11 protein-coding genes are annotated in these 19,059 nt (G+C 76.3%); 6 read left to right on the top strand and 5 right to left on the bottom strand.

What is annotated here, in order from left to right:
• Window positions 1-6: 6 nt before the first annotated feature.
• From ACQKM2_RS17255 to ACQKM2_RS17235, 5 genes are all read right to left on the bottom strand, one after another.
• Window positions 7-2,487: a Helicase associated domain protein gene (locus ACQKM2_RS17255; protein WP_427710559.1), complete on the bottom strand. Its 2,481-nt coding sequence runs from the start codon at window positions 2,485-2,487 to the stop codon at window positions 7-9.
• A gap of 96 nt (window positions 2,488-2,583) precedes the next feature.
• Window positions 2,584-4,263, bottom strand: a complete 1,680-nt coding sequence (locus tag ACQKM2_RS17250; protein ID WP_427710557.1) for a sigma-70 family RNA polymerase sigma factor — start codon at window positions 4,261-4,263, stop codon at window positions 2,584-2,586.
• Between the two features lie 77 nt (window positions 4,264-4,340).
• Window positions 4,341-7,589 carry a DEAD/DEAH box helicase gene (locus tag ACQKM2_RS17245; protein ID WP_427710555.1) on the bottom strand — a complete coding sequence of 1,083 codons (3,249 nt, stop codon included), beginning with the start codon at window positions 7,587-7,589 and terminating at the stop codon, window positions 4,341-4,343.
• Between the two features lie 133 nt (window positions 7,590-7,722).
• Window positions 7,723-8,472 (bottom strand): SDR family oxidoreductase, encoded by a 750-nt coding sequence (locus ACQKM2_RS17240; RefSeq protein WP_427710553.1) that lies wholly within the window; start codon window positions 8,470-8,472, stop codon window positions 7,723-7,725.
• On the bottom strand, window positions 8,409-9,395 hold the full coding sequence (locus ACQKM2_RS17235) for a helix-turn-helix domain-containing protein (RefSeq protein ID WP_427710551.1): 987 nt from the start codon (window positions 9,393-9,395) through the stop codon (window positions 8,409-8,411). The genes ACQKM2_RS17240 and ACQKM2_RS17235 overlap by 64 nt, the downstream gene beginning before the upstream one ends.
• A 251-nt stretch (window positions 9,396-9,646) precedes the next feature.
• On the opposite strand from ACQKM2_RS17235, the gene ACQKM2_RS17230 reads away from it, so the two are divergent.
• The 6 genes from ACQKM2_RS17230 (at window position 9,647) to ACQKM2_RS17205 (ending at window position 19,059) form a co-directional block, all read left to right on the top strand.
• Entirely contained in the window at window positions 9,647-10,282 is a 636-nt protein-coding gene (locus tag ACQKM2_RS17230) for a bifunctional 4-hydroxy-2-oxoglutarate aldolase/2-dehydro-3-deoxy-phosphogluconate aldolase (protein WP_427710550.1), read from the top strand.
• A complete protein-coding gene (locus tag ACQKM2_RS17225; protein WP_427710548.1) occupies window positions 10,279-11,241 on the top strand; it encodes a PfkB family carbohydrate kinase in 963 nt (320 codons plus the stop codon). Before ACQKM2_RS17230 ends, ACQKM2_RS17225 begins: the two co-directional genes overlap by 4 nt.
• A gap of 121 nt (window positions 11,242-11,362) precedes the next feature.
• The gene (locus ACQKM2_RS17220; protein ID WP_427710546.1) at window positions 11,363-12,829 is read left to right on the top strand and encodes an esterase/lipase family protein; all 1,467 of its coding nucleotides are present in this window, start codon (window positions 11,363-11,365) and stop codon (window positions 12,827-12,829) included.
• Window positions 12,826-14,985, top strand: a complete 2,160-nt coding sequence (locus ACQKM2_RS17215) for a hypothetical protein (protein ID WP_427710545.1) — start codon at window positions 12,826-12,828, stop codon at window positions 14,983-14,985. The genes ACQKM2_RS17220 and ACQKM2_RS17215 overlap by 4 nt, the downstream gene beginning before the upstream one ends.
• A complete protein-coding gene (locus ACQKM2_RS17210; protein WP_427710543.1) occupies window positions 14,982-15,896 on the top strand; it encodes an AAA family ATPase in 915 nt (304 codons plus the stop codon). The genes ACQKM2_RS17215 and ACQKM2_RS17210 overlap by 4 nt, the downstream gene beginning before the upstream one ends.
• Window position 15,897: 1 nt before the next feature.
• Window positions 15,898-19,059, top strand: coding sequence for an SAV_2336 N-terminal domain-related protein (locus ACQKM2_RS17205; RefSeq protein WP_427710541.1), 3,162 nt, complete (start codon window positions 15,898-15,900; stop codon window positions 19,057-19,059).

Genomic DNA, 19,059 nt, shown 5'->3' with positions numbered 1-19,059 from the left:
CCGCCCCTACGCGGACGCGGACCAGCGCATCCCCAGCTCCGTCAGCGCGGTCACCCGCTCCGGAGCCAGCCCCGCCGCCCGGGAGCGCTGGTTCGCGATCCACGCGCCCAGCCGCACCTCCTGCGTGCCGACCGGCTCCACGTGCGTGCGCGGCACCCGCAGGTGCCCCTCGCGGGCGTGGAACCGCCGGGCCGCCTCCAGGTGCTCCGCCCAGGCGGCGGCATGGCTCCGCCGCGGCGGCGGACGCTCCGCCTCCGCGGCCGGCGACAGCCCCAGCCCGTGCTCCAGCAGCCACCGCTGCGCCCAGGCCAGCCGCTCCCACCCCAGCCGCTGGCCGCGCACCCACACCCCCAGGTCCTCGCCCTGGACCACCGCCGAGCCCGGTTCCAGCGGCACCGCACCGCCCGCGTCCAGATGGGCGCGGGTCAGCCGGAACGCCCGCTGCCAGCCGATGTCCCACGCCGGGCACCAGGACGCGTCGATCTCCTCCAGGGCCTCCCGGCGCTCCTGCGGCAGCCCACCCGGCCCCTCCCGCCGGGCGGCGGCCCGGTTGTTCTTCATCCACACCCCGACCGGCACCCCCCGCCAGGTGGCGTCCACCGGCGGCAGCAGGTGCCCGTGCTCGGCGGCCCAGGCGCGGGCCGCCACGAGCCCCTCCTCGAAGGCCACGTCGAAATGGCTCCACACCATGCCGAGTTCCTCCAGCTCACGCGTCCGGTCCCGGCCCAGCGCACCCCTGCGGTACGTGCGCCGCGCGTCGGCGATCCACTGGCCCAGCGGGAAACCCGCCAGCGCCGCCGGCCACTCCTCCCGTCCCTCCGGCACCCGGAACGCGAACGGCACCTTCAGGTCCCCGGCCGTCGCCGCGTAGACCCGGGCCGCCTCCGCGCCCCGCCGCCACTGCGTGTGCTCCGGGTTGAGCACGCGCAGCCGGATGAACGCCGCCAGCAGCGCCGGGTCCCGCGGCACCGAGAAGCTCAGCAGTGCCCGCGCGCCCGCGCCCGGGCCCGTGCCGGTCCCGGCCGCCGCCGGGGCCTTCGCCGCCGCACTCGGCGCCTGCGGCTGGGCCAGGCCCTCCACCAGCCTGGAGTCGTGCGCCCTCAGCGCCTCCAGCAGCCGCGCGAGGTCCCCGTACGCCCGTGACGTCAGCATCGACTCCGGGGACTCCCCGGGCCCCAGCAGCACCGGCACCACCAGCGAGGCCACCTTCCCCTCGCCCGGCCGGATCCGCAGGGCCCGGCCCACCGCCTGCACCAGGTCCGGCATGGAACCGCGCACGTCCGCCCAGAAGACGGAGTCGCACTCCTTGGTGTCCACCCCCTCGCCCAGCACCCGCACACTGCCCAGGAACGCCTTGTCCGCGACCCGGTCCGCGGCGAACGCCTCCAGCACCCGCCGCCGGTGCGCGGCCGTGTGCTGCCCGCACAGCCAGTCCGCCCAGACCGTGCGCGGATACACCGGCTGCGCCGACCGGCTGGTCACCCGCATCCGGGCCGCGACCGCCGGGAGCCCCGCCGCGAACGCCTCGGCCTCCTTCGTCAGGTGATGGAACACCAGCGTCCGCCGGAAGCCCTGGTCCGCCGCCGCCTTCACCAGGGCCGCCTGGAGCGCCGCCAGCCGCATCCCGCGCACCCGGTCCGAGCGCCCGTCGGCGCCCAGCAGCACCGCCGACTGGAACCCCGGGTCGCTGACGTCCACGCACACCACCCGGTACGGGGCGCAGATCCCCCGGTCGATGGCCTCCGACAGGGACAGGGTGTAGCAGCGGGCGCCGAACGGCCCCTGGGGATCGTCCTCCATGGACGCGACCAGCTCGCCCCGCCCCCGCGGCTCCGCACCGCCGGCCGTCTCGGCCGCGAACGCGCCCGCCCCGGCCTCCTCCTCCGGCTCCTCGGCCTCCTCGCTGTCCTCGCCGTCGCGCCACACCCGGGGCGTGGCCGTCATGTACAGCCGCCGCACGGAGGGGATCCGGGCGTTGTCGTGCACCACCGCCCAGGGCTTGCCGATCCTGCCCGAGGTGCGGTGCGCCTCGTCGACCACGACGAGGTCCCAGGACGGCAGCCCCGCCAGGTGCGCCCCCTCGATGGTGCCCAGGCCCAGCGAGGCGTACGTCGCGAACACCGTCAGCCGCTCCACCGGCCGCGACCCCCACCGGGCCAGCTGCCCCGGGGCGGTGGTGGTGGGCACCCCCACGTCCTCGCCGCGCAGCGAGCACACCGCGAGCGCCCGGCCCGTGCGGCCCCCCTCCCGCCAGGCGGCGACGGTCTGCACGAGCAGATCGAGGGAGGGGACCAGCACGAGCACCCGGCCCGCCCGCAGCTCCTCGGCCGAGCGTACGGCGACCAGGGACTTCCCGGACCCGGTCGCCATGATCACCTGGGTCCGCAGGCCCCGTTCGGGCACCCGGCCGGTGGCCGGCAGCTGGAGCGCGCGCACGACCGCGCCCACGGCCTCACGCTGATGAGGGCGCAGCTCCGGCCTCGACATACACCCCACTCCACCCGCGTTGATCTGCTCGTTCCGCTCCAGCTCCTATCTTGCCCCGATTCTGAGTCAAAAAGGGAGCGCGGGCGGGCGGCCGGGTCAGCGCGCCCCGAAGTTCTGCGTCCACCAGGGGCCGCCGGACCCGGTGTGGATGCCCACGCCGATGTCCTTGAAGGAGCAGTTGAGGATGTTCGCCCGGTGGCCCGGGCTCTTCATCCAGGAGTCCATGACGGCCTGCGCGGTCTGCTGGCCCTTGGCGATGTTCTCCCCGTACGTCGACCACCGGTACCCGGCGGCCGTCGTCCGCGCCCCCGGGTCCGCCCCGTCGGGGTTGGTGTGGTCGAAGAAGTCCCGCCGCGCCATGTCGTCGGAGTGCCCCTGGGCGGCGTTGCGCAGCTGCGAGTCCTCCTTCAGCGGGCCGCAGCCGGCCGCCGCGCGCTCCTGGTTGACCAGGGCGATGACCTGCCCCGCCACGCCCGCCGGAGCCGGGCCCGGGGCCGGCGGGGCCGGGGGCTTCGCGGTGCTCTTCGCCGGGGCGGGAGCCGCCGAGGTCTTCGCGGTGCTCGCCGACGCAGCAGGGGAGGCCGAAGCGGAAGCCGACGCGGAGGGCGAGCCCGACGCCGAAGCGGAAGGCGAGGCCGAGGCGGAGCCGGACGGCTGCGGCGCGCCGGAGTCCGGCGCCGACAGGGCGGCCAGCGGGGAGCCGGGCGCCCCGCCCGCCTCGGCCTTCTTCGCACCGGGCAGCTGCCCCAGGTACACCAGGCCGCCGCCCGCGACGCACGCGGCGACCACCGCGCCGCCGATGGCCCGGCGCCGGTTCTGGCGGCGCCTGCGCTGCGCCGCGCGGCCGTCGGGTCCGGCCTGGTCCCCGGCACCGCCGGCCTGGTCCCCGCCCTTGCGGCGGGCGGCGCGGCCGGGCCCCGACACCACCGGCGACAGCTGGGTCGCCGCGTCCGCGAAGGCCACGTTCGCCGGGGCGGCCCCGGCGGCCGCGGCCGACCGTACGCCCGCCAGCAGCGCCGCCGTCACCGGCACCAGCGCCAGCCCCGCCAGCAGCCCCTCCGCCGGCACCAGCCCGTTCCACAGCCCCGAGCAGCGCAGGCACTCGCGGGCGTGCCGGGCTATTCGCTTGCGCCACAGCGCGGACGGCCGGCCGTCCCAGGTGCCCGTCATCGCCCGCAGCCCCTCACAGGGCGGCTGCGTCTCCAGGGCCCGCTCCACCACGCGGGCCGACTCCAGCTGCGCCTTCATCCGCTGCACCCGCACCGCCGTGTGCTGCGGGGTCAGCTCCAGCGCCGAGGCGACGTCGGCCCGGGTCAGCTCGCCCGCGCACTCCAGCCACCACAGCGAGAGCAGCGCCCGGTCGTCGGGCTCCAGCCAGCGCGTGGCGCGGGCCGTCTCGCGGCGCTGTCCGGACAGGTGGAGCCGCGTGACGGTCAGGTCGGCGAAGTCCGCGCCGGGGTCGGCGACGTCCTGGGCGGCCTCCAGCCCGCTCTGCCCGGGGCCGCCGCTGCGGGCCTGCCAGTGCGCCCGTACGCGGTTCATCGCGATCGCCACCAGCCAGGACCGGAAGCTCTCGTCGCTCCGCAGGGTGCCGAGCCCGTCGAGTGCCCGCAGCATGGTGTCCTGCACCACGTCGTCCACGTCGTGTGACCCGTTCAGAGCCCGCCCGACCACGTTGTAGACCAGCGGCAGATGGGCGCTTACGAGGTCGTCCTGCGCGCGGGGATCGCCCGCGCGGGCCGCTGCCACCAGCTCTGCCGTGTGCTGTGTACTCATGATGAAGTTTCCTGTCCGTACCGGCGGTCGATGTTGCCCGATAACTGGGAGACCGTCGAGTGGGGCCCGGATAACGGTTATCCGGAAGATTTTTTTTCGCCGCCACCGGACGGGCTCCAGACGTGGGACGGCAGGGACTCGGCCAGGGTGGTGAAGAAGCGCTGGTCGCGCCAGGCGTCGCGGTTGCCGATCACGAACAGCCGGCGCTTCGCGCGGCTCACCGCCACGTTGAGGAGGTTCGGGCGGGAGGCCGCCCAGGCCCGGGCGCCCGGGCGGCGCGGGTCCGTGCCGAGGACCAGGACGACGACGTCCGCCTCCTTGCCCTGGGTCGTGTGGACCGTACCCACCCGCCCGTCCGGCACCAGGTCCCGGCAGACCTGCCGGGCGCCCGCCACCACCTGCCGGAACGGGCTGATGACGAACACGTCCCGGGCCAGGTCCACGCCCCCCTCGTCCCGCAGCCGCTCCAGCACCCGCCGCAGCGCCCGGCCCTCCTCCGGGATCCAGTGCCCGTCCGCCTCCGCGCCGACCACGTCCACCCAGCTGCTGGCCGGCCGGTACGCGTACGGCTCGCGGGCCCCCGGGTCCACGCCCTGCACCATCAGGCCGTCGTAGGCGACGGCGTTGCAGACCGAGAACATGGGGTCGTCGCACCGCCGGTGCACCCGCAGCGGCGCCCCGACCCACACCTCGTGCCCCCCGTCGGGCAGTTCCGCCGGCAGCAGCGTGCCGTAGCGGTTGGCGCGGTCGGCCAGCCGCTGCACCGACGTACGGCCCGGCGCCCACTCCTCGGCCACCCCGGACTCCTCGCGCAGCGCCCGCTGCGCCGTCCACGGCAGCACCACCACCGGCTCCAGCTGGAGCGGGTCGCCGACGACGACCGTGCGCCGCGCCCGCCACATCCCGCCCACCGCCATCTGCGGGGTCGCCTGCCCGGCCTCGTCCACGAACAGCCAGCCCAGCGCCTCCGGCCCCAGCCGGCCGAACACCCGGTCCAGGGAGGCGAACGTGGTCGACACCACCGGCACCACGAGGAACAGGCTCTGCCAGGCGGCCCGTACGTGCGCCTCGGGCACCGTCCCCGGCACCGAGCCCGCGACCGCGTCCATGCCGGCCATCAGGTTGGCGTACATGGTGCGGGCCGTGCAGCGCAGGAACGCCCGGTGCAGGTCGAGCGCGGCCAGGAACAGCTCGCTGCGCGCCCGCGTGATCTCCGGGTCCGACCAGGGCGCGGACCGCTCCCGCAGCGGGTCGTCCGCCAGCCAGGCCCCCTCCGGCACGAAGCCCTCCCACCGGGCGCGGGCCGCCCCGAGGGCCTCCTCCATGCGCGCGGCCCGGTCGCGGGCGGCCTCCGCCGCCTCCCGGGCCGCGTCCAGGCGCGCGGAGGCGGCGGCCACCACGGCCCGTACGCCGTCCAGCCGGGCCCGCTCCGCGTCGTGCTCCCGCCGGGCGGCGGCGACGGCCCCCGCCGCCACGGCCTCCTCCGCGTGCCAGGCACGGGCGGCCCGGCCCAGGGTGAAGAGGCTGACGGAGAAGCCCGGGCGGCGGGCCAGCTGGGCCGCGTGCGCCTCCTCGGCCCGTTCCAGCGACCGCCGTACGCCGTCCAGCGCGGCCTCGGCGGGCGGCAGTTCCTCCCGGGCCCGGGCCAGCTCCGCGGTGTCCCGGTCCACCGCCTCGCGGGTGCCGCGCAGCTCCTCGTAGGCCGCCGGCAGGCCCCCGTGGGCCGCCGCCGCGGCCGCGCGCTCGCCGCGCAGCCGCTCGACCTCGGCCAACGCGGCCCCGAACCGCTTCCGGGCCTCGCTCCACACGCCGGTCTGCGGGGTGTCGCGCCACTGCCGCAGCAGGTGCGAGAGGCCGTTGCCGCTGTCGATCCAGGGGTTGCGCGCGCCGCGGCGGCCCTGCTGCGGCACGGGCGGCGGCGGAGGGGCGCCGGCGTCGGTGCGGCGGTACTTGCCGTGCCAGAAGCGGTTGACGAACTCCAGCCGGTTCTTCCTGCTGCCCAGCCGGGCCGCGACCGCACCCCACGCGGGCTCGCCCTTCAGCAGCCGGGTGGCCTGTTCCGCGAAGTAGTCGGCGTCCTCGCGCCAGCGCGCACCGAGGGCGGCGCGGGCGGGTATCTCGGTGGATATGTTCTCGACGGCCCCGTTGTTCGCGGAGGCGACGACCATCTCGAAGCCGGTGAACTCGGGCCGCAGCGGGGTGACGGTGCGGGTGTGGTCACCGCTCTTCCACACGTACGGGGCCTGCCGCTCGAACGCCTCGGAGGGCAGCCGGAGCGCGGCCAGGCGGCGGGCCCGCTCGACGACGGCCGCGGCGAAGCAGTCGCGCAGCATGGTGGTCTTGCCGGTGCCGGGCGGGCCGTTGACGGCGAAGATCCCGGAGGTGGGGGCGAGTTCGGCGTGCACGGCGTTCACGGCGAACTGCTGGCTCAGCGCCAGCGGGTGCCGGGCGTCGGCCGGCCAGCGCCCGGCGGGGGTGCGCTCCGGCGCGACACCGGCCAGCGCCGCCTCGGGCCGCAGCCGCAGGTCGACGCGGCCCGCCCGGTCGAAGCCGGATTCGGGGGTGAGGTAGGCGGCCAGCCCCGCCCCGGGGTCCTCGCGGGCGAGCGCGGCGGCCACCCGGTCCAGGTCGGCGGCGATGAAACTGTTGAGGAAGTCCTGCTGGTCGGCGGCATCGGCCTGGTCCAGCCGCACGGGCACGCTGCGCACCCGCACGGTCGCGGGGTCCAGGGCGACGGAGACCCCCCAGGTCCGGGCCAGCTCACCGGTGAACTCCAGCAGGTGGGCGGCGGAGACCACCCCCGGCCCGAGGGGGGAGTCCCCGTCGCCCGCGCCGGCCCCGACGGGGTCCCCGAGCGCCCCGGCCCGCCGGCCCCAGGCGTCGGCGTCCTCCTGGAACCCGTCGAGCCAGCCCGGGGTGCCGGGGCCGGGGGAGACGGCGCGGCCGGTGGCCCACGCGCAGGAGGAGAACACGGCGGAGTCCAGGAGCAGCCGCCCCCGGTCGGTGACGGTGAGGGCGAACAGCGCGCTCTCGCCGTCCATCCGGCCGTCGTGGTCCTCGCCGCTCTCCCCGAACACGTCGAGCAGGGTGTCGCGTACCGAGCCGAGGGCGAACACCCCGCCGTAGACGACGTGCTGCCAGCCGTACCCGCCCTCCAGCGGCACCGCCCGCACCGGATGCCCGGCGTCCCACGGCATGGGCCGCCCCGACTCGACCGGGTACACCCGCTCCCGGGCGGAGAGGGCGGGCACCTTCTGCGGACTGAACAGCTCCACCGCCCGCCAGTACCCCACCACCCCGCTGCGGCGCCGCCGCTCGCCCCCCATAACGCCCACTCCCGTCATCGGTGATCAATACGTCGCACCCTACGGGCACGGTGACGGTGGGTCAGGCGCTTGCGGGGTTCGGGGGAGCGGAGCCCGGCCCGTGCGCGGGGGCCGCCCCCCGGCCGTCGCGCCCTCAGCCGTTGCGGAGGATCCGGTACGCGAGGGCGGGGGAGATGCGCAGCAGGACGCGCAGGATCCGCGTCCTGCCGATGTAGAGCTCGGGCCGCTCGCGGCGGATCCCGTCGAGGACCGCCTCGGCGGTCCGGGCCGCGCTGATCTTGCCGCGGCCCCGGCCGTGCGTCATGTCGGTGTCCACCAGGGGCAGGACCGCGTCGATCACGCGGATGTGGGGCGCGGCCGCCTCGCACTGGTAGCGCAGGGCGCGGGTGAAGGTCCGTACGGCCGCCTTGGTGGCGCAGTACACGGGGGCCGAGGCCTTCGGGGTGAGGGCGAGCCCGCTGGAGACGTTGACGATGGCGGCGGAGGGGAGCTGCCGGAAGTGGGGGAGCAGTGCCGTCGAGAGGGTGGTGACGGCGTCCAGGTTGAGGGCCGTCTCGCGGCGCAGGACCGGGCGGGTGGCGCCCGGGTCCTCCCGGAAGAAGTCGGTGGGCGTCTGCACCCCCGCGTTGTTGATCAGGACGGAGAGCTCGGGGTGGAGGCGGGGCAGCCCGTCCGCGAAGGCCGCGGTCGCCTCGGGGTCGGCCAGGTCGACGACGTGGGCCGAGACGTGCCCCTCGTGTTCGGCCGCGAGCGCCTCCAGCCGGCCGGGGTCGCGCCCGACGGCGACCACGTGGGCGCCCCGCCCGACCAGTTGCCGGGTCAGCTCGCGCCCGATGCCGCGGGCGCCGCCCGTGACGAGGACCGTTCTGCCGGTGAGGTCCATGGTGTTCTCTCCTTGTCGGATGGGTGACGGGCGAAGGCCCGTCCGTAGGCCGCCGGCGTCATCGCCGTACGGCGCCTGAACTCGCGCGTGAAGTGCGGCTGATCGGCGTAGCCGCACGCGAAGCCCACGACGGGCAGCGCGTGCCGGCCGTCGACGAGCAGGGCCGCGGCCGCCTCGGCGCGCACGGCTGCGAGCAGCCTCTGGAAGCCGCCGGCGGGCCGCAGGCGCCGCTGGAGGGTCCGCGGCGAGGTGTCCAGGCCCGCCGCGAGGGCCTGGAGCGACCAGCGGCGGGCGGGGTCGCCGGCCAGGAGGCGGCGTGCCCGCCCGGCGTCGTCGGCCCCGGCCGACGGCGCGGCGCGGGGTGCGGGGGGAGCCGTGGAGGTCCAGGTGAACCGCCACCGGGCGGTGTCGGTGCCGGGCGGCGGCGCCGTGAAGCCCCCGCCGTCGAAGACCGTGCGCGGGGTGTCGCGGCCCGCGGCGACCGTGAGGCCCCGGGCGCCCGTCATCGTCAGCAGCACCGTCAGCAGGCCGAGGACGAGCACGTCCTCGGCGGGTACGGGCGGCTCCGAGGGCGGGCCGACGTGCTCGGCGGCGACGGAGCCGCCGCCCGCGTGATGGACGAGGACGCGGTGCCGGGAGTGGGTGAACCGCTCCAGCCGGCCCCACCGCTCGAAGAGGTCGAGGGGGCTCCGCGCCCCCAGCAGCGCGGTGACGGCGGGGTCGGACGCCAGCTCCGGCAGCACCAGGCCGACGCGCAGCAGGGGCAGCAGCCCGTGCCGCGCCGCGACGCCGGTCAGGAACCGGCGCTTGGCGGCGAAGGGCAGCAGGGCCCCGTCGGCGTGCGGGGCGGTCGTGGTGATGCCGGCTCCCGTCAGCGCCCGTCCCACCGCCGCCACCAGCGTCGAGCTCGCGAATTCGTCCATGCGCCCCACGGTAGGGCCGCCGGGCGGGGCCGTCTTGAACGATCGCGCCAGCCGGGCGAGGGGGTGACCGGGGGCCTCCCGCTGTGTATGGTCTAGACCATCAAGTCGGGCTGTACGACGCACCGTTCCACGCACCGTTCCACGCACCGTTCCGCGTGCCGTTCCACGCGCCGTTCCGCGTTCCGGTCTGCGTGCCGCTCCGCGTACCGTCCACGTACCGTTCCACGCCGTGGAACAGCCGGGAGGGATCCGTGTCCTGCCATCCGTACGCGGTGCTGGCCGCCCAGCGCCTGCTCCCGGTGCTGCGCAGCGCCGACGCCGACCGGGCCGTCGCGGCCGCCGGGCAGCTGCTCGGCGCCGGGTGCCGGGCCGTGGAGCTCACCACCTCCACCCCCGGCTGGGCCGGGGCCGTCGCCCGCGCCGCCGGGCTCCGCGACGCACGGGGGCGCACCGCCGTCGTCGGCGTGGGCACGGTGACCACCGCCGCCCAGGCCGGGGCGGCCCTCGAGGCCGGGGCCGCGTTCCTCGTCTCCCCCTACCCGGCCCCCGAGGTCCGCGAGGCCGCCGCGCGGCGCGGGACGCCCTTCCTCGAAGGCGGCTTCACCCCCGGGGAGATAGCCGCCGCCGTGCGGGGCGCGGGCGCCGCGAAGGTGTTCCCGGCCCACGTGGGCGGGCCGGACTTCATCCGCTCCCTCAGGGCCGTGCTCCCGGAGGCCGTGCTCGTCCCGACGGGCGGGATCCGGCCCGGCCAGGTCCGCGAGTGGCTCGACGCGGGCGCGACCGCCGTCGGCGTCGGCAGCGGCCTGCCCGCCGACCCGGGGGAACTGGCCGCCGTCTTCGCGGAGCTGGCCGGACCCTGCTGCGGCGGAGAGGGGTGCCGGCCGTGACGACGACCCCGGCCCACGACGTACTCGTCCTCGGCGAGGTCCTCGTCGAGATCCACACCGACACCGCCCTGAGCGGCGCCGCCCCCGGCACCGCCGCCCGGATCTCCTACTCCGGCGACGCCCTCAACGCCGCCGCCGCGGCCGCCGCGGCCGGGGCCCGCACCGCGCTCCTGACCGTCGTCGGCGACGACGAGCTGTCCGTCCCGCTGCTGCGCCGCGCCGCCGAACTGGGCGTGGACGTCGCCCACGTCCACCGCGCGCCCCGCCCCAACGGGGCCTACCTGCTCTCCGCCGACCCCGACGGGGACCGCGAGTTCGTGTACTGGCGCACCCACAGCGCCGCCTCCACCCTCTCCCCGGCCCACGTCGAGGCCTGGCTCCCGCTGCTGACCGGCTGCCGGGCGCTGATCACCAGCGGCATCACCGGCGCGCTCTCCCCGGGCAGCCGCGAAGCCGTACTGGCCGCCGCCCGCGCCGTCCACGCGGCCGGCGGGCACGTCACCTACGACCCCAACCACCGGCCCCGCCTGACCGGCCGCGCCGAGGCCCGGTCCCTGCTCGCCGCGGTCGCCCCGCTGACCGGGCTGCTGAAGACCTCCTGCCCGGCCGACGCGCTCGCCCTCGTGGACACCGCCGACCCGGTCACCGCCGCCGCCCGCTACCGGGCACTGGGCGCGCGCACGGTGGCCGTCACCGCCGGACCGGGACGGCTGCTCCTGGACGACGGCACCCGTGCGGAGTTCCACCCCGTCCCCGTCGACCCGGCACCCGTCGACACCACCGGCGCCGGGGACTGCTTCACCGGCACCACCACCGCCCGCCTCGCCCTGGGCGACCCGCTCGCCCGGGCGGTCGCCTACGGCGTGGCGGCGGCGTCCCTGTCGGTCGCGGGCCGCGGCGGCACGGGCCGCGTACCGGCCTTCACGGAGACGGCCGCGCTGGCCGGACGTCTCGGCTAGGCGGACGGCCGACGGACCCCGGGGCGGGGCAGCACGAGGCCGGAACCGGATCGGCGAAGGGCCCCCCGGCGCACCCCCGGGCACGGCATGATGGGGCCCGGCGCAGTACCAGGGGGGAACCGTGCACGGCCGCTTACGCTTCGACGACCTCATCGTGGTGCTGCCCGGCATCGGCGGCAGCACGCTCCACCGGGGCGACGTCCCCGTGTGGGACCCACCGCCGGCCCTGGGCGGCGCACTGCGCCGCTCCGGCCGGGCCCTCGAAGCACTGGCCGGGGACCCGCGTCTCCTCGACGACCCCGACCACGACGACGGCATCGTCGCCTCGGGCCTCATCGGTCTCCCCGTCACCATCCCGGGCCTGGCCAAGCTCAACCAGTACCGCAGACTGCGCCGCGCCCTCCGGGCCCGCTTCGACCTCGTCCCGGGCGACTGCGCCGTCGACGGCCCACCGGCCAACCACTTCGAGTTCGCCTACGACTGGCGGCGCGACAACCGGGTCTCCGCGCTGAGGCTGAAGACCCTCCTCGACCGGGAGCTGCCCAAATGGGCGACGACCCTGCCCTACGGCCGCCCCAAGGCCGTCCTCCTGTGCCACAGCATGGGCGGCCTCGTCGCCAAGTACTACCTCGACGTCCTCGGCGGCTGGGAGCACTGCCGCGCGCTGATCACCTTCGGCACCCCCTTCCGCGGCTCGCTCGGGGCCCTGGACGTCCTCGCCAACGGCGTGCACGCCCTCGGCACCCGCCTGACGGCCGTCTCCGACGTCCTCGGCGCCTTCACCTCCCTCCACCAGCTGCTCCCGCGCTACCCCGTGCTCCTCGACCGGAGCCCCGGCACACCGCCCGGCCGGCCCCCCGGCCACGTCCACCGCTCCCCGGTCCGCCTCGGAACGCTCGACCCCGCCCGCGCGACGGCCGCCTACGAGGACTTCCACCGCCGCATGGACGAGCACTCGCCCGGCCCGGCCGCCCCGCTGCTGCCCGTCGTGGGGTACGGCCACCGCACCGCGCAGACGGCGGTGTTCGACGGGAAACGGCTGCGGATCACCACGGACCCCGCCGCCCTGGGCGCCGACCGGCGGCGGTACGCCACCGGGGACCGGAGCGTCCCGGCCGTGGCCGCGATCCCCGTCGAGTTGTCCGAGCGCTCCACCTGGGGCTGGGAGAACGCCACGCACTCGACGATCCACGCCACGGACGAGGTACTGGAACGCCTCCTGCGCGTGCTCGCCTTCGGCGGGAACGGACTCGCGGACCTCCAGGGAACCGACGACCCGCCGCCCGGAACGGACGGTCCGCTCGGCGTCTTCCCCCCGGGCCCGGACCCGCTCGCCCTCGGCATCGAAGTCGGCGACGTCCACGCCGCGGGCGAACCCGTCGTCGTGACCTGCCGCGGACACGGGATCACCACGGGAGCCCACCCGCCCTCGCTCACGCTCTCGCCGCCGTGCCCGCCCGACCGCGTCACCCTCGACGAACACGCGGGCGCGGCCCGCTGGACCGTCACCGGCCTCACCCCCGGCACCCATGAGGTCACCGTGTCCTTCGAAGGGCGCTCGGTGACCGACCTCTTCGAGGTCTGGTGACCGTACCGACGCCGTCGCCCGGCCGGTGGGAGAAGTGGAAGAAGACCGAACCGGCCCGCCTCGCCTGCTACGTGGACCCCGAGGAGATCGCCCGCCGCTACGCGGGTCCGCTGCCCGGGCCGGCGTACGTCCAGCGTGCGGCGGACCGCCGCGCGGCCGTCCGAGCGGTCTACGACGGGCTCGCCGCGCAGCGGCTGCGCTACGAGACCGCCGCGATCGACTTCCGCCGCTTCCACCCCGCCGAGCAGGTCGTCCGGACCCCCGCCGAGATCGCCGCGCAGGGCGGCAACTGCCTCGAACTGACGCTGCTGTTCGCCGGCCTGTGCCTGGCCAGGAAGCTGCGTGCCCTCGTCGTCCTGCTGGAGGACCACGCCCTGGCGGCGGTCTGGCTCGGCGGCGACCTCGACGCGGTGTGGACGCACGGCCGCCCCGCGGAACGCGACCACCTCGTCATGAGCCGGGGCCTGATCAACGGGGCGGCCGGCGCCACAGCCGTACGGGGCGCCCTGACGGGACTCGTCGCCGACGGGACCTACCTCCTGGTCGAGTGCACCGGCGTCACGGCCGGGGACGATCCCGGGACGCGCTCGCTGTGCCGCACCTTCGACGAAGCGGTCGCCGAAGGTGCGGCCCGCACCGGCCGGGGGAGCCTCGTCGACCTCGTCGACATCGCCTTCCACCACCGCGGCGGCCTCTACAGCCCCTACGCGGTCCCCGCCCCCGCACCCCCACCAGGACCCGAGGGCCCTCCCGGAGCGGCACCGGCCCCCGGCCGGCCCGGAGGCCCGGCCCGCCCCGAACGGCCCAGCGCACTGGGGGAGCAGGCCCTGGACACCGCCCTGCGCCGGGCCGCCGCGGCCCACCCGGTCCTCGCGGACCAGCTCGACCTGCCCCACCGGACCCCCGAGGACCTGGCCCGCCTCCTCGACGCCGCCGACACCGCCCCCGTCACCCCGGAGACCCGGCGGCTGCGCGAGGTCGCCGGCGCCCTCACCCTGGCCCTGGCCGCCCACGCCTTCGTCGCGGCCTGGATGCCCCAGGCCGCCCACCCGGCCGCACTGCGCCGCGCCCTCCTCGACTGCGTCGCCGACCCCCTCGGACTGCGGCCCCACGGGCTCGCCGAACACCTCGACGCCGCCGTCCTGCACCGGCCCGTCGACGACCCCGACGGCCGCGCGACCCTGCTCCGCTTCGTCGTCCGCCTCGCCGCCACCGCCGGGGTCGACATCGGGGACGAGGCCTTCACCGACTGGTGCCGCCGCGAGGGCCACGACCTCGCCACGGCGCAACAGCTCCACCTCCGGTTCAGGAACCCCGCCGACGACGCCCGCCGGCGGCTCGTCGTGCACCTGCGCGCCACCACACCGGCCGACAACCGGCCCGGCTCCGCCGACGCCTGGCTGGTGGACGGCCGCGGCCGCCCCACCCACACCCGCCCCACCACGCCCTGCCCGCCCGACCCCGAAGACCTCGCCGACGTCCTGGCCGACATCCTCGAATGGGCCGACGGCATCCTCGGCGCCACCCTGCTGCACCGCGTGGACATCGCCCTCCCCGCCAGGACGCTCCTGCACTGGCGCCCCGAGGAGGCCGACGTCGGCATCCGCCTCGGAGCCCACCACCAGGTCGTCCTGCACTGGGGCGCCCGCATCCAGCCGCCCGGCCACCTGCGCCGGCTGTCCCGCCAGGCCGCGTACCGGCTGCGCCACGTCGAGGACCTGGGCGACGCCGTGTACGGCAGCGTCGACTGGGTGGACCCCGCGACCGCGCAGAACCGGGACGACTTCGAGGAACGCCTCGGCAGGAACGACTACCCCGGCGCACTCGGCCTGCGCTTCGCACCCGCCGACCCCGACCCGGACGACCTGTTCGAGGTGCTCCTCGCCCGGTTCCCGATCCTCCTGTGGCAGGACCGCCCCGTGACCGCCTGGCCGGCCGTCGAGGAGGACGTGCGCGACCGGTGGGTGACCCTGCCGGGCGGGTTCACCCACGCCTACCGCAGGGCCTGGACCTGCGCCGACGACGCGGCGCCGCCGCTGTCCCGGCTCCGCGCCGTCTGGGACGACGAGCCCTGGCTCGCGTTCTGCCGCACGACCAGCACGCACACAGCCGGCATCGGGACGGCCGCCGACGGCCGCACGAGAGGACGACGATGAACTGGACCCCCTACTACCGCGGCGACGGCACGGCCCGCGCGGACGAGCTGCCCCGGCCCCCGTCCTGGCGCCTCGCCAAACCCGCCTCCGCCGCCGCCACCTTCCGGCCCCCCGAGGGACTGCCCGAGGCCGTCAACGCCGCCCTGTGCCTGCGCCGCCCCCTGCTCCTCACCGGATCGCCCGGAACCGGAAAGTCCACCGTCGCCACGGCCGTCGCCCACGAACTGACCCTCGGCCCCGTCCTGACCTGGCACGTCACCTCGCACAGCACCCTCACCGAAGCCCTCTACCGCTACGACGCCCTCGGCCGCCTGGACGCCACCCGCCGGAACGAGGACGACGACATCGGCAGGTTCCTCCGACTCGGCCCGCTCGGCACCGCCCTGGCGCCGTCGGGCCGCCCCCGCATGCTCCTCGTCGACGAGATCGACAAGAGCGACATCGACCTGCCCGGCGACCTCCTCAACGTCATCGAGTCGGGCAGCTTCGAGATCCCCGAGCTCACCCGGCACGCGGCCGAGGAGACCGACGTCCGGCTGTGGGGCTCGGACGCCACCGCCACCATCCCGAAGGGCCAGGTCACCTGCACCGAGTTCCCCTTCATCGTCATGACCAGCAACGGCGAACGCACCTTCCCGCCCCCCTTCCTCCGCCGCTGCATCCGCTTCCGGATGCCCGAACCCGACCACCGCGGGCTGGCGGGGATCGTCGCCGCGCACCTGGGCGAGGCCGCCGCCCTGCAGGCGGCCGGCGTCCTGGCCGCGTTCGAGGCGAGGATCGCGCGCCGGGAGAGCCTGGCCACCGACCAACTCCTCAACGCCGTCCACCTCGTCACCGGGGACCTCGAACCCGACGACCCGGTCCGCGCCCGCCTGGTCGAACTCCTCCTCCACGACCTGAACGCCCCCTGACATGCTCGAAGCCCTCATCCGCGCACTGCGGCGGGTCGGCGCCGACGTCGACCCCGTCGCGATCGCCGACGCCCTCTGGCTGGCCCGCGCCATGGGGGACGCGGCGTACGGCGGAGGGGCGGCGGACACGGCCGGCGTCCGCGCCGGACCGGCCCCCGCCCCGCCGCCGTACGCCGACCCCGCCGAGCCCGAGGAGACACCGGGCCCCGACGCCCCGTACCCGCCGGGAGCGGGACCCGGCACCTACGACACGGGCGGCGGCCCCGACGGCCCCGGCACCCTCGCCGCCGTCACAGGCCGGATCCGGCGCGGCAGCGCCCTGCCCGACGGACCCGCCCTGGCGCGTGCCCTGCGCCCGCTCAGACGGCGCCGGCCCGGCGGGCGGGAACGCGGGCTGGACGTGGACGCGACGGTCGACCTGTACGCGCGGACCGAAGAACTGACCCCGGTGTTCACCGCACTGCCCGAACGATGGTTCCGGCTCGACCTGGTCGTGGACGCCTCGCCCTCCATGCAGGTCTGGCGGGAGACGGCCGACGACCTCCACGTACTCCTGCAACGCCTCGGCGCCTTCAGCACCGTCCGCCGCTGGAGCCTGGGCCCCGGCCCGGCAGACGCCCCCGTCCTCCTCGGGCCGGACGGCGGGGCCGTACCGCCCGCGCGGCTCCGGGACGCACAGGGCCGGGCACTGCTGCTGGTCCTCTCCGACTGCGTGGCGGACGGCTGGCACGCGCCGGACACCTGGCGGATGCTGCGCGACTGGACGCGGTCCACGGCCACGGTCCTGCTCAACCCCCTGCCGCGGACGCTGTGGCCCTACACCGGCCTGGACGGTCCCGTGGTGTCCATCGCGGCCTCCGGACGCGGAGCCCGCTCCGCCGACCTGGCCGCCGGGGTCCCGGACGGACTGCGCCGGCTCCTCGCGGCCGCCTACCCGGACGTGACGGGCCCCTGGCTGCCCTGCCCGGTGGCGGGGATCTCGGCCGCGGCCGCGGAGACCTGGGCCGGGACGCTGATGGCCGTGGGGGATTCGGCCTGCGAGGGGGTCCTCATCCCCCCGGGCGGCCGCCCGCCCGACCCGGAGGACGAGGACCCGTACCCCGAGCCGTACCCGATGCTCCCGGTGGCGGAACCGGAGCTGCTGGTGGACGCCTTCCGCCGGGTCTCGTCCCCGCAGGCCCGCAGGCTGGCCGTCCTGTGCAGCCCCCAGAACGAGCTGTCGCTGCCCGTCCTGCGGGCCGTGCAGGCGGCGATGGAACCCGCCTCGGGGGTGGACGTCCTCGCCGAGCTGGTGGTGAGCGACCTCTTCGAGCACGTCCCCGGCACGGAGTCGGGGGAGCTGCGCCTGCGGTTCCGGCCCGGAGTGCGCGAGGAGCTCCGCACCTCCCTGTCGGCGGAGGACGCCTGGCAGGTCTACTTCGCCCTCAGCCGCTTCGCCGAGGCGGAGGCCGCACCGGGCACCGGGCACCCCGTCGCGGTCGCCGCCGAGCAGGGCCGGGCCCGCATCCCGGCCGGCCTGCTGCCGTTCGCCGCGGCGAGCAGGGCCGTACTGCGGCTGCTGGGGGCGGAGCCGGCCACCGTCCCGCCGGACGAGGAGACGGCCCGGCCGGTCCCGCAGAACGGCCTGTTGTTCAGGATCGGCAGGAGCGGGGCCGGCCCGGACCCCTACACGGTGGAGGCCTGGACGCTCGGCGACCGACGCCTGATCGTCGCCTATCACGACCAGGGAATCGAGTCGCTCAGAAGGCACGTGACGAGTGCCATGGTCGCCGGCTGGGCGGAGATCTCCTCGGAGGCGCCATCGCACATGATCACGGTCGAGGTGCCCCAGGACCTGCTGGACCTGCCCTTCGACACGTGGACCGGCCTCGGGAACCAGCCGTACGGAGTGCTCCACCCCGTGGTGTTCCGGTGCCCCCCACCGGACCCGGACCGGCGGGCATGGTACGAGCGTTGGAACCGCCTGCTCGCGGCCGACGGGCGGGTCGGCCCCTCCGAGGTGCACTGGGCCATGGGCGAAGCCGCGTCGTCGGCGCTCAAGGCCAGGCTGCGGGAGGACGACCGTCTCCTCTGCGTGGTGCTCGACGGCCCCCCGACCGGCAGCGGGCGCTACGCCGCTCAGTTCCGGGTCGCCCAAGCGGCGGGGATCCCGGCCGTGCTGTGGAACCGCGACGGGGGAAACCTGGCCCGCTTCCGGGACGAGGTCAGCCGCCTGCTCGACATGGGCGGCAGCCTGCCCGAGAGGGTGATGTTCCTCCACAGGCGGGCGTGGCAGGAGTCGGAGACGTCCGTCGCGCTGGTGTGGAACGACCCCGCACTGGAGCGGCAGTGGACGGCGGCTCCCGTGTCGGCGGCACCGGAGCCGGTGGTGGCCTCACCGTCCCGGAGCCGCACGTACGCCGTGGTCGTCGGGGTGGAGACGTATACCGCGGGCAATGACGACTTCGATCTCGACGGTCCCGCGCAGGGCGTCCGCGGCATCACCGACTGGCTGCTCGCCCAGGGGGTGCCGCCGGACAACGTCACGGCGCTCGTCTCCCCGTTGGAACGGAACCGCGAGGTGACGGAGGGGATGGGGGTCCCGACGCGCGAAGCGACCGCCGAGAACGTGATGAACGCCCTGTTCCAGGAGACGGCCGCGCGGACCGACGCGGAGCTGCTCCTGATCTTCTGGAGCGGACACGGATTCACCGGCCCCGACGATCTGCCGTGCCTGCTGACCACGGACGATACCGTGGGGCGGGGCATCTCGGTCAGCGGCCTGCTCCGCCGCTTCCGATTGCCGGAGGTCAGCACCTGCGGCCGGCAACTGTGGTTCATCGACGTCGGCGTCACCCTGCGGCGCCCCGGCACGGAGGAAGAGTCCCCTGAACCACTCGTCCCCCATGCTCCCCACGGACGCCCCGGTCCAGGTAGCGGCCAGAACCTCTACATGGCCAGGGTGCCGGAGCGCGAGCAGGGCGAACTGCCGCGAGAGGGAGGGGTGTTGTTGCGCGAGCTGCCGGAGTTGTTCCGCGAGGTCACGCCGTGGGACGAAGCCTTGCCGTCCGCGCTGGGCGAGAGGCTGCGCGAGCGCTTCGCCGAACTGGGTTACCTCGGCCGGCCCCGTCGGCCCCGGCTGATCGTCGACGTCACCGGACCTGAGACGTCCGGCCTCGGATGA

The organism is Streptomyces sp. NPDC004126, assembly GCF_050275515.1.
In the GTDB taxonomy this organism is placed as follows: Bacteria; Actinomycetota; Actinomycetes; order Streptomycetales; family Streptomycetaceae; genus Streptomyces.
The sequence above is the reverse complement of the archived record's forward strand: the minus strand, read 5'-3'. Positions and strand labels throughout refer to the sequence as shown.